General features: G+C 63.2%; 23 protein-coding genes and 1 pseudogene. 13 read left to right on the top strand and 11 right to left on the bottom strand.

The window, feature by feature from the left end; genetic code table 11:
- Nucleotides 1–30 precede the first annotated feature (30 nt).
- Nucleotides 31–783, bottom strand: coding sequence for an SDR family NAD(P)-dependent oxidoreductase (locus tag QM712_RS16910; RefSeq protein ID WP_415024256.1), 753 nt, complete (start codon nucleotides 781–783; stop codon nucleotides 31–33).
- Nucleotides 784–901: 118 nt separating this feature from the next.
- Here QM712_RS16910 and QM712_RS16905 point away from each other — a divergent pair, with 118 nt between their 5' ends.
- Complete coding sequence (locus QM712_RS16905) at nucleotides 902–1843, top strand: LysR family transcriptional regulator (protein WP_415024255.1); 942 nt, start codon at nucleotides 902–904, stop codon at nucleotides 1841–1843.
- 189 nt (nucleotides 1844–2032) lie between these two features.
- Here QM712_RS16905 and QM712_RS16900 read toward each other — a convergent pair whose 3' ends face one another.
- Nucleotides 2033–2290 (bottom strand): hypothetical protein, encoded by a 258-nt coding sequence (locus tag QM712_RS16900; RefSeq protein WP_415024254.1) that lies wholly within the window; start codon nucleotides 2288–2290, stop codon nucleotides 2033–2035.
- Nucleotides 2291–2654: 364 nt separating this feature from the next.
- Between QM712_RS16900 and QM712_RS16895 the strand changes: the two genes are divergently transcribed.
- Nucleotides 2655–3014 (top strand): hypothetical protein, encoded by a 360-nt coding sequence (locus QM712_RS16895; RefSeq protein WP_415024253.1) that lies wholly within the window; start codon nucleotides 2655–2657, stop codon nucleotides 3012–3014.
- Nucleotides 3015–3077: 63 nt separating this feature from the next.
- Here QM712_RS16895 and QM712_RS16890 read toward each other — a convergent pair whose 3' ends face one another.
- The 4 genes from QM712_RS16890 to QM712_RS16875 all read right to left on the bottom strand — a co-directional run bounded on the left by QM712_RS16890 (nucleotide 3078) and on the right by QM712_RS16875 (nucleotide 6602).
- On the bottom strand, nucleotides 3078–3917 hold the full coding sequence (locus QM712_RS16890; protein ID WP_415024326.1) for an adenylate/guanylate cyclase domain-containing protein: 840 nt from the start codon (nucleotides 3915–3917) through the stop codon (nucleotides 3078–3080).
- 60 nt (nucleotides 3918–3977) lie between these two features.
- Nucleotides 3978–4445, bottom strand: a complete 468-nt coding sequence (locus tag QM712_RS16885; protein ID WP_415024252.1) for a YbaK/EbsC family protein — start codon at nucleotides 4443–4445, stop codon at nucleotides 3978–3980.
- A 63-nt stretch (nucleotides 4446–4508) separates the two neighbouring features.
- Nucleotides 4509–5240, bottom strand: coding sequence for a haloacid dehalogenase type II (locus QM712_RS16880; protein ID WP_415024251.1), 732 nt, complete (start codon nucleotides 5238–5240; stop codon nucleotides 4509–4511).
- A 192-nt stretch (nucleotides 5241–5432) separates the two neighbouring features.
- Nucleotides 5433–6602, bottom strand: a complete 1170-nt coding sequence (locus tag QM712_RS16875) for an FAD-dependent monooxygenase (protein WP_415024250.1) — start codon at nucleotides 6600–6602, stop codon at nucleotides 5433–5435.
- A gap of 114 nt (nucleotides 6603–6716) precedes the next feature.
- Here QM712_RS16875 and QM712_RS16870 point away from each other — a divergent pair, with 114 nt between their 5' ends.
- Nucleotides 6717–7319 carry a TetR/AcrR family transcriptional regulator gene (locus tag QM712_RS16870; protein ID WP_415024249.1) on the top strand — a complete coding sequence of 201 codons (603 nt, stop codon included), beginning with the start codon at nucleotides 6717–6719 and terminating at the stop codon, nucleotides 7317–7319.
- Between the two features lie 99 nt (nucleotides 7320–7418).
- Here QM712_RS16870 and QM712_RS16865 read toward each other — a convergent pair whose 3' ends face one another.
- Together QM712_RS16865 and QM712_RS16860 are read right to left on the bottom strand one after the other, a co-directional pair.
- Nucleotides 7419–7649 carry a cupin domain-containing protein gene (locus tag QM712_RS16865; RefSeq protein WP_415024325.1) on the bottom strand — a complete coding sequence of 77 codons (231 nt, stop codon included), beginning with the start codon at nucleotides 7647–7649 and terminating at the stop codon, nucleotides 7419–7421.
- A 162-nt stretch (nucleotides 7650–7811) separates the two neighbouring features.
- Entirely contained in the window at nucleotides 7812–8447 is a 636-nt protein-coding gene (locus QM712_RS16860; RefSeq protein ID WP_415024248.1) for a hypothetical protein, read from the bottom strand.
- Between the two features lie 254 nt (nucleotides 8448–8701).
- Here QM712_RS16860 and nhaA point away from each other — a divergent pair, with 254 nt between their 5' ends.
- From nhaA to QM712_RS16845, 3 genes are all read left to right on the top strand, one after another.
- Entirely contained in the window at nucleotides 8702–9955 is a 1254-nt protein-coding gene (gene nhaA, locus QM712_RS16855) for a Na+/H+ antiporter NhaA (protein ID WP_415024247.1), read from the top strand.
- 279 nt (nucleotides 9956–10234) lie between these two features.
- The gene (locus QM712_RS16850; protein WP_415024246.1) at nucleotides 10235–10747 is read left to right on the top strand and encodes a dual specificity protein phosphatase family protein; all 513 of its coding nucleotides are present in this window, start codon (nucleotides 10235–10237) and stop codon (nucleotides 10745–10747) included.
- Between the two features lie 504 nt (nucleotides 10748–11251).
- Nucleotides 11252–12217, top strand: coding sequence for an alpha/beta hydrolase family protein (locus tag QM712_RS16845; protein ID WP_415024245.1), 966 nt, complete (start codon nucleotides 11252–11254; stop codon nucleotides 12215–12217).
- 167 nt (nucleotides 12218–12384) lie between these two features.
- Here the strand turns inward: QM712_RS16845 and QM712_RS16840 are convergent, their stop codons facing one another.
- Complete coding sequence (locus QM712_RS16840) at nucleotides 12385–13269, bottom strand: amidohydrolase family protein (protein WP_415024244.1); 885 nt, start codon at nucleotides 13267–13269, stop codon at nucleotides 12385–12387.
- A 342-nt stretch (nucleotides 13270–13611) separates the two neighbouring features.
- Here QM712_RS16840 and ykgO point away from each other — a divergent pair, with 342 nt between their 5' ends.
- The 3 genes from ykgO to QM712_RS16825 all read left to right on the top strand — a co-directional run bounded on the left by ykgO (nucleotide 13612) and on the right by QM712_RS16825 (nucleotide 14929).
- Entirely contained in the window at nucleotides 13612–13737 is a 126-nt protein-coding gene (ykgO, locus tag QM712_RS16835; RefSeq protein WP_006611362.1) for a type B 50S ribosomal protein L36, read from the top strand.
- Nucleotides 13738–13845: 108 nt separating this feature from the next.
- Entirely contained in the window at nucleotides 13846–14487 is a 642-nt protein-coding gene (locus QM712_RS16830; protein ID WP_415024243.1) for a tetratricopeptide repeat protein, read from the top strand.
- Between the two features lie 181 nt (nucleotides 14488–14668).
- Complete coding sequence (locus tag QM712_RS16825) at nucleotides 14669–14929, top strand: hypothetical protein (protein ID WP_415024242.1); 261 nt, start codon at nucleotides 14669–14671, stop codon at nucleotides 14927–14929.
- Between the two features lie 98 nt (nucleotides 14930–15027).
- Here the strand turns inward: QM712_RS16825 and QM712_RS16820 are convergent, their stop codons facing one another.
- Complete coding sequence (locus QM712_RS16820; RefSeq protein ID WP_415024241.1) at nucleotides 15028–15210, bottom strand: hypothetical protein; 183 nt, start codon at nucleotides 15208–15210, stop codon at nucleotides 15028–15030.
- A 329-nt stretch (nucleotides 15211–15539) separates the two neighbouring features.
- Between QM712_RS16820 and QM712_RS16815 the strand changes: the two genes are divergently transcribed.
- A complete protein-coding gene (locus QM712_RS16815; RefSeq protein WP_415024240.1) occupies nucleotides 15540–16496 on the top strand; it encodes an alpha/beta fold hydrolase in 957 nt (318 codons plus the stop codon).
- 18 nt (nucleotides 16497–16514) lie between these two features.
- Here QM712_RS16815 and cycA read toward each other — a convergent pair whose 3' ends face one another.
- Nucleotides 16515–16910: a cytochrome c-550 CycA gene (cycA, locus tag QM712_RS16810; RefSeq protein ID WP_415024239.1), complete on the bottom strand. Its 396-nt coding sequence runs from the start codon at nucleotides 16908–16910 to the stop codon at nucleotides 16515–16517.
- Nucleotides 16911–17175: 265 nt separating this feature from the next.
- Between cycA and QM712_RS16805 the strand changes: the two genes are divergently transcribed.
- The 3 genes and pseudogenes from QM712_RS16805 to QM712_RS16795 form a co-directional block, all read left to right on the top strand.
- Complete coding sequence (locus QM712_RS16805; protein WP_415024238.1) at nucleotides 17176–18669, top strand: FAD-linked oxidase C-terminal domain-containing protein; 1494 nt, start codon at nucleotides 17176–17178, stop codon at nucleotides 18667–18669.
- 141 nt (nucleotides 18670–18810) lie between these two features.
- Nucleotides 18811–20049, top strand: coding sequence for an FAD-binding protein (locus QM712_RS16800; protein WP_415024237.1), 1239 nt, complete (start codon nucleotides 18811–18813; stop codon nucleotides 20047–20049).
- A pseudogene (locus QM712_RS16795) lies at nucleotides 20046–20177 on the top strand (glycolate oxidase iron-sulfur subunit); the annotation flags it as partial. The gene QM712_RS16800 and the pseudogene QM712_RS16795, both read left to right, overlap by 4 nt.

The following is a 20177-nucleotide window of genomic DNA, read 5'->3' as shown; positions in this document are numbered from 1 at the left end:
GCGTGGTCCTTTGCTTGAAGAGCGGACGTCTCAGGCGCCGAAGCCGCCGTCGACGTTGAGCACCGTGCCGGTGACGAAGGAGGCTTCCGGACTCGCCAGGAAGACGACGCCGGCGGCGACTTCCTCCGGTCGGCCGAAGCGCTGCAGCGCGTGCTGCTTGCGCTGCGTCTCGGCGAACTCGCCGGCGTCCTTCGGATTCATGTCTGTGTCGATCGAGCCGGGCTGCACGACGTTTACCGTGATGCCGCGCGGTCCGAGGTCGCGCGCCGCGCCCTTGGTGTAGCCGACGACGGCGGCCTTGGTGGCGACGTAGTCGGCAAGGCCCGGAAACGAGGCGCGGTCCGCGAGCATCGAGCCGACGGTGACGATACGGCCGCCTTCGCCCATCAACTGCGAGGCGGCGCGGATCGCTGCGATCACGCCGTGCACGTTGATCGCATCCTGGCGGGCGAACGTGTCGATGTCGGCATTGGCGTCGTCGATCGCGCCGCCTGCGGCGACGCCGGCGTTGTTGACGAGGATGTCGAGATGGCCGAATTCCCTTGCGACGTCCTGCACCAGTTGCGTGACGTCCCTGGCGGACGCCTGATCCGCCTTGAAGGCGCGCGCCTTGACGCCCTTGGCCTTCAATTCGGCGACGACCGCTTCGGCCTTTTCGGGCGAGGCGACGTAGCTGATGGCGACGTCGGCGCCTTCATCGGCGAGAGCGCGGGCGGAGGCTGCGCCGATGCCGCGCGAACCGCCGGTGACGAGAGCGACCTTTCCTGAGAGCTTCCTGGTCATTGGATTTCTCCATTCCCTGAAATTGCGATGACCCTTGGATAAGCCCCGGCCTGTGGTATAGAAATAGAAACTGTCGAAACACATTGTTTCCTTAAATATCCTGATCGGACCGCTCCAGATGGCAAAACTCCCGGATTTCGAAGCGCTGGCGATTTTCGCGAAAGTCGTGGAATTACGGTCGTTTGCGGCTGCCGCGGGCGAGCTGGCGATGTCCAAGGCGACGGTGTCCAAGGCGGTCACGCGGCTGGAGGAGCGGCTCGGCGCGCGGCTGTTCAACCGCACCTCTCGCCGGCTCGCGCTGACCGATGCCGGGCACAAGCTCGCGGAACGGGCGGCGCGCCTGCTGGCGGACGGCGAGGCCGCCGAGAACGAGGCGCTGGCGCAATCGGTGGCGCCGCGCGGGCTGGTCCGGCTCGCGGTCCCCATGACGTTCGGGCTGAAGGCGGTGGCGCCGCTATTGCCTGAGTTTCTGGAAACCTATCCCGAGGTCTCGGTCGATCTGCACCTGAGCGATGCGACGGTGGATCTGATCGGCGAGGGTTTCGACATGGCGGTGCGGATCGCGCGCCTGCCGGATTCCTCCCTGATCGCGCGGCGACTGTTCACCATGCCGCGCTACACCGTCGCCGCGCCGTCCTATCTCAAGCGCCACGGCCGGCCGACGCATCCGATGCATCTGGCCGAGCACAAATGCTTCAGCTACGCCTATCTGTCGACGCCCAACGTCTGGCATTATACCAACGCGGCGGGTGATCAGGCGAGCGTGCGTCCCGGCGGACAGCTCCGCGTCAACAACGGCGAAGCCGTGATGCCGTCGCTGATCGCAGGGCTCGGCATCGCCGAGCTCCCCGAATTCATCGTCGGCGATGCCATTTCCTCCGGAGAGGTCGAGATCATCCTGAAGGACTGGAAGCAGGCCGAAGGCGCCGTGCATCTGGTGACCCCGCCCGGCGGCCCGCGCCCCGCGCGCGTCGAGGTGCTCGGCGATTTCCTGGCGGAGAAGCTGCCGGGTACATGCAGGCGCGCGAGAAAAAGAAAAGCGGTCGCCGGTGCAAAATGATCGGGGGTCTCCTTGTGCTGGTCGTCGAGCGGTGACGAGGTCGCAGCGAAGGGAAGGCGTCATCGAGCGGGCGGCTTCAACCAGCCTCGTCATTGCGCACGTAGCGAAGCAACCCGGAGTGTGTCCGCGGGATTCTGGATAGCTTCGCAGCGCTCGCAATGACGGAATTCCGCGACGACGGAATCCAGCCTACTGCACCTTCACGCCGTCGCTTGCGACGATGCGCAGGGAAGGCTTCAGCGTCTCTTCCAGCTTCGTCTTCATCTCGTGCACGCGCGGATCGGTCGAGCGCGCCGCGCAGACGGCGTATTGATGGACCGATTGCACCAGGGCGCGCCGTGCTTCCGGCGTTCGCGTCACGTCGGGTTCTGAAAGCCGCAACACGATCGTTGCGAGATTCACCAGCACCTCGTCCAGCGCGATGTCGATGGTCCCGAGTTTTCCCATGGCACACTCCCTGGGAAGGGAACGGTGGCTTTCGGGATGCGTTCCGGACCGGGTTGAACATGGATAACGTCGCGTAAAGTCCGGCATGTCCGCACCGCCCGTTTCGTTCGATCGCGAGCCGGTGCGGCGAGTGATGCGAATACGAATCCGCTCGTAACGATGCTTGTTGCCTGGTCACTCCTCAGGAAGTGCCGCCGTCCTGCGAATTCGTCACGGCGCACGGCGTGCCTCTGCCCTGGTCAAGACGATCGTCATGGAGGTGTAAGGCTGGTTCCGGCCGCGCCTTCACATTTTGTTGTTGGTCCAGAACCGCCTCCCGCCTCATTGATTGATGAGAGTTTGGGAGAATTGGAAGGATCGAAACATGCGAGCAGAGCGGATTGCGCTGGGTGTGGCGCTTGCGGTCGGCGGCATCGTCGCGCAGGGCGCGGCGTTCGCGGAGGAAAATCGCGGCACGATGGAACAGCAGATGGCCTGTACGCCCGACGTCTGGCGCCTGTGCAGCGACCAGATTCCGGACGTCAACCGCATCGTGGCGTGCCTGCAGCAGAACACGCCGCAACTCTCCAGCGCCTGTCGCGCGGTGTTCCAGTCCAACAACCAGACGCAGCCGCAGCAACAAGTGCCGCGCAACCGCATCGCGCCGCCTCCGCCGCGCTACAATTCCGCGCCGCCGCCACCGCAGCAGATGCAGCCGCGGCCCTACGACGATGAGGACGATTAGCGCCGGCGAGCGCGTGGTCCGGACGGTTGCGCAAAGCGTGACCAAGGCGCGCCGATGTCAGCGCTAGCCCCTGCGGTCCGACTCCGATCGACGTCCGAGCACCATCCGCAAGGCGGCACCGCAGAGAAGGACCGCGACCGGCCAATGGAACCAGATCTTGTGCGCGCCGCTGAACAGATTGATCAGAATCAGGAAGACTGAGATCGTGAGGGCCGCTGCAACCGGACGGGGCAGCTTCGCCAGCCAATCCGCGACGAAATTCCTCGACGACGACGGCGCGTGTCGGTCGCCGATCTCGGGCGCACCCGCTGTCCCTCGGGACGCCGTGCCTCCGTCGGCCGCAAAGCTCGCTCGCGGGGTGGCTTGGCCACCCAATTGGCCACCCAGGGTCAACCGGTAGCTGGTCAGCGGAGCGATGTTCTTCATGGGCCGCTGGCCGAGACAGTCGAAGCCGACGGACAGTTTATTGTGCACCTGATCGTAGACGGAGCTCGAGATCACGACCCCGCCGGGGTCGGCGAGTTCTTGCAGCCGCGAGGCGATGTTGACCCCGTCCCCATAGATGTCGGTGCCGTCCACCATCACGTCGCCGAGGTTGATGCCGATGCGAAACCGCATCGGGTTTGCCTGGGGCGAATCCGAATCCTGGTTGGAAATTTCCTGCTGGATCTCGACCGCGCATTGAACGGCCTCGACGACGCTGGCGAACTCGGCGATCACGGCATCGCCCCAGGTATTCACGATGCGGCCGTCATGACGCTCGACCAGCCGTGCAATGGCGGTGCGGTAGCGGCGGAGCGTCTCCAGCGTTCCGGTCTCGTCCGCCTCCATCAGACGAGAATAGCCGTAGACGTCGGCGCACAGCACCGTGGTCAGTCGGCGTTTCACCTTGTCGTCGGTCATCGGCGCCATGCTAGCCTCCCTGATCGGCAAATGCATCAGGCATCAGGGTGGTATCAAGCCTTACGGCCTGACCTCGCAGACATCGACCCATTCGGCGGCGACGAGTTCGGCCATGCGTTCGGGCGTGATGCGCACGGCGCTGTGGGTCGATCCCGCGGCGGGCACCACCACGTCGAATGCCTTCAGCGAGACGTCGCAATAGACCGGTAGCGGCGACTTCAGCCCGAACGGGCAGACGCCGCCGACCTCGTGGCCGGTGATCTCGGCGACCTCTTCCAGCCCCAGCATCTTCGGCTTGCCACCGAACTGCGCCTTGATCTTCTTGTTGTCCATGCGCGAGGTGCCGGCGGCAACGATCAGGATCACGCGCTCGCCGATCCGCAGCGACAGCGTCTTGGCGATCCGCCCGGGCTCGACGCCATAGGCTTCGGCGGCCAGCGTCACGGTCGCGGAGCTGATCGGGGATTCGAGAACGGCGATGTCGGGGGCTTTCTCGGCGAAGAAGGCGCGAACGGATTCCAGGCTCATTCCAGTCAGCTCATTCCAGACTTACGGGCGGGCGGCGATGCTCAAGTGATGCTCAGGCGATCCTCATGCGATTTCTGGCAACTCCGAGAGCGAACGAACGCGATGATCCGGCGCGAAGCCGAGCTCGTCCATCTGGGTGCGGATCGCCTTGAACATCGTCAGCGGTGCCACGAGTTCGTTCTCGACGCAAGCCAGCGCCATGGCCTCGGGCATGACCCGCTCGATCCAGGCGACGTTCAGCCCGAACGCCTTCGCGCCGGCCACGTCCCAGGGATTGGAGGACACGAACAGAACCTCGTTGGGCGGAGTGCCGAGCCCAGGGCCGATCAACTCATACGCGTCCGGGCTCGGCTTGAAGACTTTCCTGGCATCGACGCTGATGGTGGCATCGAGCAGGCGGTCGAGGCCGGAATTGCGAACGAGCGCGTCGAGCATGTCCGGGCTGCCGTTGGAGAGGATGGCGAGCTTGCGTGGTTTCAGCGCGGCCAGCGTGGCGGCCGCATCCGGATAGAGGTCGAGGTGCAGATATGTCTCGATCACGCGCTCGAACGCATCGCGCTCGTAGGAAAGCCCGAGCACGCGCAGTGTGTAGGCGAGGGAGTCGCGCGTGACGGCAGCAAAATCCCGGTAGTGTCGCATCAGCGAGCGCAGCCAGGTGTATTCGAGCTGCTTGATCCGCCACACCTGCGTGATGATCTCGCCATAGCCCGGAAATACATCTTCGGTGGTCTCCGCGACCGACTGGATGTCGTAGAGCGTTCTGTAGGCGTCGAAGACGACGGCTTTGCTGCTCATGGCTGTCCTTCCGGGCTCTTGCGGTCAAATGCGCCCCTCTTACGGGGAGTGCGCATGATCGTCAGCCTATCAAAGCACAGCGAAGGTCTGCCACTGCAAGCGTGATCGGCAGCTTCTGATCCAAGGCGGACATCAACCGGATCACAGCCGAATCGGCCTTCTGTCGCGTGGACCCTTGGTCGCGGTCGCGGCCTATATGTCCAACTCGCCGTCGCGAAGCTTTCGGTCACGCTCCGAAATTTCAGCCTCGCTGGCAGGAAATATCATTGCCATGCCCTCGGTCGCGGCCCGCTTCTGAACGTCGTCGACGAATGCGTGCAGCTTGTCGTGATACTCCCGGAACGCGGCGGCGTGGTCGGCGCCATGTCGCCCCAATGCTTCCGCAAGCCGTCCTGCGCCGATGATCGCCATGGAGCCGCCCATGCCTGCCACCGGAGACACGCAATACCCGGCGTCTCCTACCAGCACGATCCGTCCTTTCGACCATGTCGGCATCCGAATCTGGTTGATCCTGTCGAAATAGAAATCGTCGTCGGTACCCATCAGGTCCAAAGCGGCCGGCACCTTCCAGCCCAGGCCGTCGAAATGGTCGTGAATCATGACGCGCTGTTGCGCGCGGTTGCGATAGTCGTATTCGATTTCGCTTTCCGTACGGAACGCAAAGGCGATGTCGGTGCGGTCGTCGTAGCCGTTCAACATCGTCGTCAGACCGGGCACGCTGTATACCTGCGATACATTGGGCGGCAAAAGTCCGGTCTCCGGCACGACCTTCAGGTAGACGTAGCCTCCCATGAAATAAGTGAAGTTCTTCTCGTCCCCGAACACCAGCTTTCTGGTGTTGGAGCGATTGCCGTCGCAGCCAATCACGAGCGCGAAGGCATGCCGTGACCCATCGTCGAGCGTGACGGTGACGCCACCAGGGCCATCCTCGAGTTGCTTGATCGACCGGCCGAACCGAAACTCAACCAACCCATCGACCCCGGCGAAAAGGATGTCCAACAGATCATCGCGGTGTATTTCGAAGCGCGCAGGCGGCGCAGCATCCGGGCCGGCCTCTGCGCCGAAGCCGCCGAGCGTGTGATCCTGGGCGTCCTTGCATTCAAACGCTCGCGGGGGAAGCGACTTGGCCCGAACAGCTTCGAACATGCCCATTCGTTCGAGAATGGTGATGGTCTCGCCTTCGATGTCGACCGGCGTTCCGCCCTTGCGAAGTCCGGGTGCGAGCTCGACAACCGTGACCCGGTAGCCCAAGCGGTTGAGCCAGAAAGCCGTTGCCAGGCCCGCGAAGCTAGCGCCAGAAACCAAAACGGGGGCGCCGGCGGGCCGGGTGTGTTTTCGGTCGGAATCAGGGGGGCTCAGCATACGCGGCACCACGGCGACACGAGAGTTGAAGTATATCAAGTACCAATATATACTAAGTACACAAATTGGCAAGGGCTGATGGGGGACATGGACAACCGGCGGAATCGAAAGCGCTTGGCCACGCGCCAGAGCATTTCAGACGCGGCAACGCGACTGTTTCTGGAAAGGGGCTTCGACGCCGTGACGATCGACGAAATTGCTGCCGCCGCTGACGTAGGGCGCATGACGGTCTTCAATCATTTTCCACGCAAGGAGGACATGTTCTTCGACCGCGAGGAAGAAATCCAAGCTTTGGCCTTCGAAGCCGTTCGCGGACGCAGGCCCGGCGTTTCACCGATCGAAGCGTCCCGAATGCTCGCGCATGACCTCGTCACGCGGGATCATGAATTCATGCTGCTGTCTGACGAGACGAGGCGGTTCATCAGGACAGCAATGAACAGCGACGCGCTCAAGGCGCGGGCACGCGAAATGCGAGACGATTTCACCCGCGCGCTGGCGATTGTGCTGGCCGAGACCAGCAACCAACCGACGGGCGATCCGAACGCTCATCTGGCAGCCGGATTGATCGTATCCGTTTGGGACGTCGCCTTCAGCGAAGCCCAGAAGATCTTTGATCGCACGCAGGATGCAGGCGAGGCAAAGCGCTGCTTCGTCGCGATCATCGACCGCGGTATCGCAGGCGCCGCGGTAGCGCTCGCTGAGACTGCTTACGCGTGATGCGGCGGCATCGGCAGAATGTCCGCGTCTGGCCCGAAGCGGACATGACCCGGATGCCCGGCTAACGTCAGCGTCTGGCCCACAGCCGAACGCGCGATGTCACTTTGGCTCTATGCGGGTCGTTCCCGGAGGACCATGTCCCACGACCTGGATGACCGCTTCCTGCTCCTTTGTCAGCACGAAATGGGGCTGGTTGGCTGGCTCCGTCCAAATGCTCCCGGCAGGAAGCATTCTCGTTGCATTCTCGTCGAGGCGGTCACCGTAGCCCATGTACAACGTTCCGGACACGACCGTGACGACCCTGTCATCTGGGTGAGAGTGCGGTTGGATTTTCGTATTGGGTGGGAATTTCGTTCAGTTGACGTAGATGCCTTCCTTGCCATCGTCACCCAGGATGTTGGTGCGCGCGTTTCCTCTTCTGGCCACAGGGTGCGCTTGTGACTCATTGCGGAAATGCCGCGAAACCTAACTCTCCGTTCCGTCAAGAGTGGCTCAAGCTAGGAATAGCGTGCCCGCGAATACGATTGGCAACGCCAGCATGGCAGCGGGGATAGATAGCATGTAGGCCTCGCCGCAATTTCCCCCGGCTCCCCCTCCGTGACAGAATATCGTCGGAGAAAAGAGGATGAATGCACAAACACAGGCTGTCACGACCAGCGATAGCAAGAGTTTCGCTATGAGACCGCGTTCTACGAAACGAGTTCGCTGCACCGGCGCAACACTGTAACGGTTCGCGTCACCGCTCCCTCGGGCCGCGCCATAACCGCCGAGTGCGCCAAAAAGGAGAGCTGCGAATGCCGATAGGATGCTCAATGAGATCGAACTGATCGTATGTGGCGGCCGACCGACAATGGCGGAGTGGAACAGAGCATACAGTTCTGCAATGAGAATGAAACTGGCTGAAAGCGCGCCGTGAAGAACAGGTCTGCATTCAGCGATACGGCCAGCAACAAAGCCCGAAATCAGCGAGGACAGGATAACCGACAGGCAAGCCATAAGTATCGTGGCGCCAGTGGGCACTCGAAGCGCAATCATCACGTATGCCGACGCGGTAACAATCAGCACGGGCAAAACGAGGTTGATTATGTTCGAGATGACAAATGCTTTAATTGAACTGGTACGCAACATAACTGTCTCACCTTCGAGGCGCTGACGATCTATTGGCCCACTGATATCCTTTCCTACCTTAGATTGACGATCTGTAACAATCTGCCTCAAAAAGCGAACGATCGATATGTCCGAGGGTGGCTCCAAGCAGGCATAAACCGGGTGCCGGCTAACGTCAGCCTCCGATTCGAAACGGACCACGGTTGCCTTCGCTAGCCTGTGGTATAGAAGAAGCTCGCGGGTGCTCACTGCAAGGGGCAGTGACAGGTTAAGCGATGGTCGGGCCGCCACGCGGTGCCCGTGCGCCCGTGAGTGATCAGCAACCAAGCACAAGCAATTCCGCAGTTCAGCGAGCGCTCGCAACGCTCCAACATTTTCTGCATGTCGAGGCCACGAGCGGGATCGTGCTGCTATTCGCTGCAGCCGCTGCATTGTTGTGGGTCAACTCGCCCGCTTCCCATTCTTATCACGGCCTCTGGAACTTGCCGGTTCCGCTCCGCCTGGGCGAGTTCGAATTCGTGAGGTCGCTGCATTTCTGGATCAACGACGCGCTGATGACCGTCTTCTTTCTTGTCGTCGGCATGGAGATACGCCGCGAAATCCACGAAGGCGCACTCAGCCGGTTCGATCAGGCCCTTTTACCGGTGTTGGCGGCCTGCGGCGGGGTGATCGTACCCGCGCTGGTCTATCTGAGTTTCAACAGCGTCGCGGGTCAAAGCCACGGTTGGGCGATCCCGACCGCGACGGACATCGCCTTCGCGGTCGGCGTGCTTGCCCTGCTGGGCCGGTCAGTCCCATCCAATGTGCGGATTTTTCTGCTGGCGCTCGCTATCATCGACGACATCATCGCGGTTCTGATCATCGCGATGTTTTATAGCGGCGGGATACAACCCGGCGGCTTCGTCGTCGCAGCAATCGGGGTCCTTTCGGCATTCGGGCTGCAACGGCTCGGTTTTCGCTCCGCGCTGATGTACCTCGTGCCGGCCTTCATTGTCTGGGCCGGCTTCCTCATCGCTGGCGTACATCCAACACTTGCAGGCGTCGTGCTCGGCCTGATCACGCCAGTCCGCCCGTCTGGAGCAGAGACCGTGCCTCCCGTCATCCGGGTTGAGGCAGCTCTCCATCCTTGGGTCGCCTATGCCATCATGCCGCTGTTTGCGCTTGCGAATGCTGGCGTCGATCTCAGGAGCATCGAGTTTGCTGGCGAAGCAAAGTTTGTCGCGCTGGGCATCGGACTCGCGCTTTGCGCAGGAAAGCCAATCGGCGTCATCGGGGCGACCTGGCTCGCCGTACGGTCGGGAGTCTGCCGATTGGCAGACGGCGTCTCTTGGTCCGGCATCTGCCTTATCGGGCTTTTGGCTGGCGTGGGCTTCACCATGTCCATCTTCATCGCCATGCTCGCGTTCACGGATGAGAAGCTGTTGGACGCCGCAAAGTTCGGCGTGTTGCTTGGCTCGCTGATTTCAGTGACGCTCGGCATAGGATGGGGCGCGGAATACGCTCAGCGACAACGAAAAGCTCGATCATGAAGACTCCCGCTTATGCCCGAAGCGGCCTCGGGAGACTTCAGCCTTCTCGCCGCTGGCGTGGCCTTCTTCCCCATGTCGGCTTCTGGCCCGAAGCTAACTCTACGGAGTCATTGGCCGAATATCCGCTTTTGACCCGAAGCGACGATTTCAAGCTGACGGCGACCGTCGGTGAGTATCCGGCGTGTAGACTATTTTGGGCGTGGCAAGTTGAGCCCAGCCGCTGAGTGATTGGTTGTGCGATGCTGCTACCGAAGAAATTGCGGAACCATAGGATTTGAAATGTCCCGATTGTATTGGATCGAGTGCCGCGCACCTGGCCGGATAGCGATCATGGCGCGCCCTCGCGCAAACGAGTGGCTGGAATCGGAGGTCAACGAATGGAAAGAAGCCCGCGTTGATCTGGTGGTGAGCCTTCTCGAGCCGGACGAGATCTCAGAGCTTGAGCTGCAGCATGAAGGTTCTGTTTGCCGCTCTGCCGGTATTTGCTTTGTTTCCTTTCCGATCCCAGATCGTGGCTTGCCAAGCTCTCTACAGAAGGCTGCGCAGATCGCTCGCTTGTTGGCTGACGGGTTGCGCGATGGTCATTCTATCGCAATCCATTGTCGGGCGGGGATTGGTCGCTCGTCGGTAATTGCGGCCTGCGCCCTAATCTCGTTTGGCATCGAAGCCGGCGACGCGCTTGATCTGATTAGGGCTTCGCGGGGCTTGATCGTTCCGGATACCGATCAGCAGCGCGATTTCATAATGGCCTTCGAAAAGGAGGAGAGCAGTGAGATGCCGCGCAGGCAATAAGCCAATGCCTTTTCGCTTTTGGCCCGTAACGGACATGTCCTGCAGTCCATCGTGAGCGCCCGTTTTATGAGTATACGCCCTAGTCCGTTAGGTCTGATTGATGCCTGATGCCCTTGGGTCAATTCGACAGCACCATCTCACGACCAAGGGTATGCTGGCTGCCGATGGCAGCCTTTAACCCACTCCTGACATCGAGGACGAGCCGGTGCCACTCGGCCGAGTATGAAAAGAACCATCCAACTGAAGCCCGCGACCGCGGCGTACTACCGGTTTGCGCGCGATCTGTACCTGTCGACGATGCGCCCCTACACCGGTTGTTTTGAGCGTTCTCAAAAACAATCCCGCAAGGCGACTTTACGAACGATCGGGGTTTTCGGTGGTCGGCGACACCGGCGTGAAGTACGAGATGAAGCTGGACATCTGATTTCGGCTTCCGGCCCGAGGCGGACATAATTCAGCCGGCGTTTCAACGCTTGTTCCCACCTTCAACGCTGGGGGGCTTACTTGCGCAAGGCATTTTGGTCTTTGGCTGTCGTGCTGTCTTGCCTGGCTCGTCCCGCCGACGCCGCTGGTATCCAGCTCTTCAACCACGGCCCGGACCTGACCGGCGCGATCTGGTATCCGTGCGAGGCCAAACCGAAAGATGTGGAGCCCGGCGATCTCGGGATGGCCGTCGACTATGGTCTCGTCGGTGCGAAGGATTGTCCCGTCACCAGGGCAAAGCTGCCGCTGATCATCGTCTCTCACGGTTATGTCGGATGGTTCGGCGGACACCATGACACGGCAGCTGCGCTGGCGGATGCCGGATTCGTCGTCGCGGCAATCAATCATCCGGGCGACAACGTGAACGATTCCTCCAGAAAGGACGATCTGTCGTCCTTCGTGTCGCGTCCGACGGACATGGTCCGTCTGCTCGATTTCATGCTGAAGGACTGGAAGGACAGGACCGTCGTCGATCCCGCCAAAATCGGACTGTTTGGATTCTCGAAGGGAGGCTACACCGGTCTGGCCCTGATCGGTGCGGCGCCGGACTTCGGCCGTTATGCGCGCGGCTGCACGGATGCGTCGACATTCTGCGAACAACTCAGGAGCGGCGACATTCCAGCCTTGGCGCAGGATGCGCGCATTCGCGCCGCTGTGATCGTCGATCCGATACCGGGATTCTTCACGCGATCCAATCTGGCCGCGATCAGGATTCCCGTGCAGTTCTGGCGAGCGGAGGTCGGAATCGGGATTCTGGATCCGGAGGGCACGGCGCGGGTGGCCCGTGCGCTGCCGGGAAAGCCCGATGTTCACAACGTACCCGCCGGCCACTTTGCGTTCCTGGCGCCGTGCTCGCCCCAACTCAGGGCCGCGCTGCCTCGCATCTGCACCGACACGCCCGCGGAATTCAACAGGTCGGCGTTTCATCGCGAATTCAACGACAGCGTTGCGCGGTTCTTCCATGAGCGACTGGCCGAAGGCAACTGACGGTTACCGCCAACGCTGTGACGGAGAAGCCGGCATCTGGCCCATCGCCGACGTTGCGGCTCGCCCTGTACAGGTCTGTTTCGCAAGGGGGCGAACGCGAATTGCGCGCGTACGCCTTCCGACGCGAGGGCTTCGATCGACATGATCGAAGCCTTCGACGTGTCCGCCTAGATTCCCAGAATCTTGCGCGCGTTGGCCTTGAGCACCTTCGGCCGGATCTCGTCGCGGATGTCGATCTTGGCGAAGTCCGACAGCCAGCGGTCCGGCGTGATCACCGGCCAGTCCGAGCCGAACAGCATCTTGTCCTGCAGGATCGAGTTGATGTAGCGCACCAGGATCGGTGGAAAGTATTTCGGCGACCAGCCCGAGAGGTCGATGTAGACGTTCGGCTTGTGGGTCGCGACCGACAGCGCCTCTTCCTGCCAGGGGAAGGACGGGTGGGCGAGGATGATCTTGAGATCCGGGAAATCCGCCGCGACGTCGTCCATGTACATCGGGTTGGAATATTTCAGCCGCATGCCCATGCCGCCGGGCATGCCCGAGCCGACGCCGGTCTGTCCGGTGTGGAACAGCGCGATCGCGCCGCCATTGTTGATCTCTTCGTAGAGCGGATAGGCCATGCGGTCGTTGGCGTAGAAGCCCTGCATGGTCGGGTGGAATTTGAAGCCGCGGACGCCGTATTCCTCGATCAACTTGCGCGCCTCGCGCGCGCCGAGCTTGCCCTTGTGCGGGTCGATCGAGACGAAGGGGATGAGGACGTCGAGATGGTCGGAGGCCGCCTCGATCATCTCGTAATTGTTGTAGCGGCGGAAGCCGGTCTCGCGCTCGGCGTCGACCGGGAAGATCACCGCGGCGATGTTTTTCGAGCGGTAATAGGCCGCGGTTTCTGGCACGGTCGGCGGATGCTTGTGCGGCGACTTGAAATAGTCCGCCATCTGCGCCTGGAAGTCGTCATAGCCATCGTCGGGATGGGTGCCGCAGGGCTCCTCGGCATGGGTATGGATGTCGATCGCGACGACGTCGTCGATGTTGGGCAGCTTTAGCTTCGGCATTGGTTTCCTCCCGGCCGGTTGCCAAATTGATTATATGATATAACGAATTTGGCAAGGCGTCGCGGCCGGCAAAACCGCAGCCGGCCGACGTATTTGCCGCGCCCGGCCGAGCATGGGATGGATCGGGCCGATCCGGCCGCTTCTACTGTGCATGGGGTTGTTTTCTCGAAATTGCCGGTTCGGAACCGGGCGGTTAACATTGACATCCGGTCCCGCCATGCCTTAAGAACCGGCCCATCCCGGGCGGTCGGTCCGCCAGCGGGAAAGATCTCATTTTGCCATATTCGCGCGTGCCGAAACGGTAGTGCCGAACACGGCCTTTCGAACGTTCAGGATTCTGCCATGAAGGTCCGTAACTCGCTGAAATCGCTGCGCGGTCGCCATCGCGCCAACCGCCTGGTCCGCCGCAAGGGCCGGGTCTATGTGATCAACAAGGTGCAGCGCCGCTTCAAGGCTCGCCAGGGCTAAGCCTGCCCTCGCGGACGCCTCGCGCGCGCCCCGAAACATCACGGTCTCACACGACTTTGACGCCGCCTTTGCTTTGCAAGGGCGGCTTTGCGCGTTTAGACTTTGACCATGGCAGTGAGATTCCCTCATCCGCGTACCCTGTGTCTGGCCCTCGTGCTGGGCATCGCCGGTCTCGCTCCGGCGCTGGCGCAGGATGATCCGCCGACCCCGCCCGGCAAGCAGCAGAAGAAGCTGCCTGAGGCGCCGGCGAAGCTGCCCAAGGTCGACCGCACCAAGAATCTCGATTTCCTGTTCGGGGCGCTGAAGGCCGCTCCCGACGACGTCAGCGCCAAGCATGTCGAGGCGCGGATCTGGGCCATCTGGATCCAGACCCCGAGCGACACCGCGGCGCTGCTGATGGCGCGGGCCAAGGCCGCCACCGACGCGCAGAAGGTCGACGTCGCGATCAAGCTGCTGGATGCCGTCATCAAGCTGCGGCCGGACTATATCGAGGCCTGGAACCGGCGCGCGACGCTCTATTACATGCAGAACGATTACGGCCGTTCGCTCGCCGACATCCAGCAGGTGCTGATCCGCGAGCCCCGCCATTTCGGCGCGCTCGCCGGGCTCGGCATGATCATGCAGGAGGTCGGCGATGACAAGCGTGCGCTCGACGCCTATCGCAAGGCGCTCGCCGTCAATCCGCATCTCGACAAGATCCCGGAGCAGGTCAAGGCGCTGACCGAGAAGGTCGAGGGGCGCGACATCTAGGGCGCGATCCGGAACGGCGTGCAGCGTTTCCCGCGGGGGCGTGCCCGCGCAGGTCAGGGACAAATCGAGCATTTCTCGAGCGATCGCGGCGTCCGCGCATTAACTACGATCGCACGCGCCGCGCCGCAGGGGGTATTGCAGGTGCGGCCGCGGGTTTACCTGCATTGCAGGAGCAAAAGCCATGAAGCGTTTGATCTTTGCAGGTGCATTGCTGCTCGCCTCGGGAACGGCCAGCCTGGCTGACGGGCTGTTCTGGGTTGTCGGCAACCGCGCCTCCGGAAAATGCGACATCGTCACCAGCAACCCCGTGATCGACGGCGACATCTGGTTCGGCGACGGGCCCTACAAATCCAAGGCCGATGCCAAGCTTGCCCGTTCGAACATCCGCGCCTGTCCGGCGGTCCCCCCGGATGACGAGAAGGACGAGGACAGCACGAACTAGAGCGATTTCGGGCGAGGTGGGTACCGGGTCGCGGCGCGAAGACGCGCCAGGACAGGAAGCCTCAGCCCCGTTCCGATTCCGTCGGAACGGAGCCGGCGCTAGTGCAGGATGTTGCTGCCGCGCTCGGTGATGCTGCGATCGGCCGCTGCGGCGTAGGCCTTGGCCAGCTCCGCCTCGAGATGCTCGTTGATCAGCAGCAGCGCCCGCACGGCACCGCGCAGGTCGCCGTTGCAACTGGCGACGATCTCGTCGATCGCGGTGTCGTTCGATCTCAGGCTCATCGAAAATCCTCCGGTTCAAATCAGGACATATCCTGCCGGCCTTTCCTGCACCCCGTGGGGTTGCGAGGAGGATCGGCGCCCACCCGCATCTAGAAGGCCGAACCGACCGTGGCGATTATATGGAAGCTGCCATGACGACCGCATGAAGCCGCTCCGGGGCCGGCTCGCCGTAGGATGAGATCGTTGATTTCATTGGATTTTCCTGTCCGGAATTGTGCACATATCCACAGCCCCGGCATTTCGTGTGGAGGCGGGCGGCCGTGCCGGGCGAAACTGCGGGGGACAAGACCCGTAGCTGCCATGTGTCCAGAATCACCCGGACCCTCTCCATGATCGTGATCTCAGTGGCGATGGCGCTGGCCGCGCTGGCGCTCCTCACGCGGGTCGGTGTCTGGGCCATCGAACGCGCCTTTCCACCGCAGGGCCGGATGATCGCGGTCCCCGGCGCGACGCTTCATCTCGTCGATCTCGGACCGCGCGATGCCGGATTGCCGATCGTGATGTTGCATGGCGCAAGCTCCAACCTCGAAGCGATGCGCCGTCCGCTCGGCGATCTCCTCGCCAGAAATCATCGCGTCATCCTGATCGACCGTCCCGGCCATGGCTGGAGCACGCGCGCGCGACCACAGGATTCGACGCCGGAGATTCAGGCGCGGATGATCGACGAGGCGCTCGGCGAGCTCGGGATCGCGCGCGGGATCTTCGTCGTGCATTCCTGGAGCGGAGCGCTCGGCGCCCGGCTTGCGCTGGACCATTCGCGCCGCGTCGCCGGTCTCGTGATGCTGGCGCCGGTGACGCATCCCTGGCGCGGGGGCGTCGGACGCTACAACGAGATCATCGCAACGCCGGTGATCGGCCCGCTGCTGGCCTACACCATCACGCTGCCGCTCGGCTATCTCCTGACCGAGTCCGGAGCGCGCAATGTCTTCCTGCCGCAGGCGATGCCCGACGGCTTCGTCAAAGATTCCGCGACGCCGCTGTTGCTGCGTCCGCGCGAGTTCATCGCCAATGCCCATGATCTGGTGACGCTCAAAGCGTCGGTCGCCGCGCAGGTCTCGCGCTACGGCGACATCGACGTGCCGGTCACGATCATCGCCGGCGAGCCCGACAAGACCGTGTCGACCGACATTCATGCGCGGCCGTTCGCCGCCGCCGTGCCGCATGCCAGGCTGATCGTGCTGCCCGGGCTCGGCCACATGGTGCAGAACGCCGAGCCGGATCTCGTGAAGACCGAGATCGAGACGATGATCCGCGAACTGGCTCCGGCAAAGGCGGCCGCCGACTAGCAGCCGCCGTTCGCGCGCCTATTGCTTGATCTTCCCGTCCTTGTCGAACTGCGACACGTAGGTCCAGAGATTGTTGATCTCCGTCTCGTTCTTGATGCCGGCGAATGCCATCTTGGTGCCGGGGATCTTGGCCTTCGGGTCCTTGATGTATTCCTTGAACTGGGCCTCGTTCCAGGTGATGCCGGAATTCTTGTTCGCGTCCGAATAATTGTAATCCGGCGCGGTGCCGGACTTGCGGCCGTCGAGACCGTTGAGCTCGGGACCGACCTTGTTCTTGGCGCCTTCGCCGATCGCGTGGCAGGCCAGGCATTTGTTGAACGACGACTTGCCGGCCGCGGCATCCTGCGCCATCGCGGCGGGTGCGGCGGCAGTCACGGTGAGGATCATCAGTGCGCCAAAGATCGATTTTGTCATCGGGTGCTCTTCGTCTCTTCCCTGGTGGGTCTACCCTGTTCAGTGTCTTGCCTTGTCGGCAGTCATCGAACCTGCCGGTTTTGGCAGGCCTGCTCGGCTTGGACAAGCCACGAAAGCATGACAGGTTTCACGACTTCCTACTTGTCCCAGAGCGAACTCGCCCGAGATCGTGGGTCCGGCTTTCGGACAGCCTACCCAAACCGCCGCGGACGTGGTTGATTTGCCGGGACAAATCGACCGTTCGCCGGAGCCGGAAGGATATGCCATGGCCATCATGATGCCTGCGAGCGATCAGGCGGTACTCGCGCGCCGCGCGGAGATCGTCGCTGCGTTGCGCGCGATCGTGCCGGGCGAAGGCGTGATCGACAGCGCCGCCGAGATGCGGGCCTATGAATCCGACGGGCTGACGGCCTATCGGCAGCCGCCGATGGTGGTCGTGTTGCCGGATACGACCGAGCAGGTTTCGCTGGTCCTGAAATATTGTGCCGGACAGGGCATCAAGGTGGTGCCGCGCGGCTCCGGCACCTCGCTGTCGGGCGGCGCACTGCCGCTCGAGGACGGTGTGCTGCTCGGCCTTGGCAAGTTCAAGCGCATCCGCGAGATCGATTTCGACAACCGCGCCGTCGTCACCGAACCCGGCGTCACCAATCTCGCCATCAGCCAGGCGGTCGCGCATGCCGGTTTCTATTACGCGCCCGATCCGTCTTCGCAGATCGCCTGCTCGATCGGCGGCAACGTCGCGGAGAATTCCGGCGGCGTCCACTGCCTGAAATACGGCATGACCACCAACAACGTGCTGGGTTGCGAGATCGTCCTGATGAGCGGCGAGATCCTGCGCATCGGCGGCAAGTCGCCGGAAAATTCCGGCTACGACCTCATGGGCGTGATCACCGGCTCCGAGGGCCTGCTCGGCGTCATCACCGAGATCACCGTGCGCATCCTGCAGAAACCGGAGACGGCGCGCGCGCTGATGGTCGGTTTCGCGGAAGTCGAGGCGGCCGGCGAATGCGTTGCCCGCATCATCGGCGCCGGCATCATCCCCGGCGGCATGGAGATGATGGACAAGCCGGCGATCCACGCCGCGGAGGCCTTCGTCCATGCCGGCTATCCGCTCGACGTCGAGGCGCTCCTCATCATCGAGCTCGATGGCCCGTCGGTCGAGGTCGACGAGCTGATCACGCGCGTCGAGGCGATCGCGAACGGCTGCGGATCGACCACCTGCCAGATCTCGACCTCGGAGGCCGAGCGCAATCTGTTCTGGGCCGGACGCAAGGCTGCGTTTCCCGCTGTCGGCCGTATCTCGCCCGACTATCTCTGCATGGACGGCACCATTCCGCGCGGCGCGCTCCCGAAGGCCCTGGCGCGCATCCGCGAGCTGTCGGAGAAATACCAGCTCGGCTGCGCCAACGTGTTCCACGCCGGCGACGGCAATCTGCACCCGCTGATCCTCTACGATGCCAACAAGCCCGGCGAGATCGAGCGCGCCGAGGCGTTCGGCGCCGACATCCTGCGCGCCTGCGTCGAGTTCGGCGGCGTGCTCACCGGCGAGCACGGCGTCGGCATCGAGAAGCGCGATCTCATGCCGGACATGTTCAGCGAGATCGATCTCAATCAGCAGCAGCGGCTGAAATGCGCCTTCGACTCGCAAGGCCTGCTCAACCCCGGAAAGGTGTTTCCGACCCTGCACCGCTGCGCCGAACTCGGCCGCATGCACGTCCATGCGGGCAAGCTCGCCTTTCCGGATATTCCGCGGTTCTGAGGATCTCGGGGCGGGGCGGTTTCGGCCGTCGATGCCCGACCCGTCGCGGCTCGTTTCGCGGTGCGTCAAGGCGACGTCTCGCGAGGCTCCCAGCGCGGCGCGAATTGATTTTCGCCGGAAATTTGGCTACCGCCTTTTCCCGTGGATACGCTCAAGGTCAGAGACGCCAAAGACGTCGAAGCGGTGGTGCGCGCGGCGATTGCCAACGAGCAGCCGCTCGAGATCATCGGTCACGGCACCAAGCGCGGCATCGGCCACGCGATGGCAACCAATGCCGTGCTCGACCTCTCGGCGCTGAGCGCCGTGACCTCCTACGAACCCAATGAGCTGATCGTCACGCTCCAGGCCGGCGCGCCGCTCGCGGACGTGCTGTCGCTGATCGATTCCAAGAACCAGCAATTCGCCTTCGAGCCGATGAACACCGCGCCGCTGCTCGGCACGCCGGCGCTCGGGACCATCGGCGGCATGATCGCGGCCGGGCTCGCCGGCCCGCGGCGCATCAAGGCGGGCGGGGCCCGGGATCACCTGCTGGGGGCGCACGCCGTCTCTGGTTTCGGGGACAGCTTCAAGACCGGCGGCAAGGTGGTGAAGAACGTCACCGGCTACGATCTCTGCAAGCTGCTGAGCGGTTCCTGGGGCACGCTGTCGGTCATGACCGAGGTCACGCTGAAGGTAATGCCGAAGCCGGAGGCGGAGCGAACGCTGTTGCTCCGCGGGCTCGACGATGCCGCCGCCAACAAGGCGATGACGGCAGCGCTCGGCTCGCCCTTCGACGTCTCCGCCGCCGCGCATCTGCCGAAATCGGCGTTCCGGGCCAAGACCGGCGGCCTCGGCGACATCGCAAGCCAGGGCGAGGCGATGACTGTGCTGCGCCTCGAGGGCATCACGGCCTCCGCCGCCCATCGCGCCGGCTCGCTCCGCGAATTGCTAGCCCCATTCGGAACCGCAACGCTCGTCGAGGATGATGCCTCCGCCGGCCTGTGGGCCACGATCCGCGACGTGCTGCCGTTCGCGGCCAACGGCGCGCTGGGGGCCTGGCCGGTCTGGCGGATCATCTGCCCGCCGGCGTCGGGCGCGGCGCTCGCCACGCAATTGGCGCGCGAGAGCGGCGGTGACGTGATCTACGACTGGGGCGGCGGATTGATCTGGGCAGCGCTGCCGCCGAAGCCGGACGCGCATGCCCCGGCCGTACGCCAGCGCGCGAACGCCGTCGGCGGGCACGCCACGCTGATCCGGGCGGGCGAAGAGGTCAGGCGCAACGTCGATGTGTTTCATCCCCAGGCCGCGGGCGTGGCCGCCCTGGGCGAGCGGGTCCGCGCCAGTTTCGATCCGAAGACCATCCTCAACCGGGGACGGCTGACGCGGAGCGCTGCGGCATGAAGACCGAATTCTCACTCGCCCAGCTCGCCGATCCCGACATCGCGGAAGCCGACAAGATCCTGCGGGCCTGCGTCCATTGCGGCTTCTGCACCGCGACCTGTCCGACCTATGTGCTGCTCGGCGACGAG

The organism is Bradyrhizobium sp. (genome assembly GCF_047605465.1).
In the GTDB taxonomy this organism is placed as follows: Bacteria; Pseudomonadota; Alphaproteobacteria; order Rhizobiales; family Xanthobacteraceae; genus Bradyrhizobium.
The sequence above is the reverse complement of the archived record's forward strand: the minus strand, read 5'-3'. Positions and strand labels throughout refer to the sequence as shown.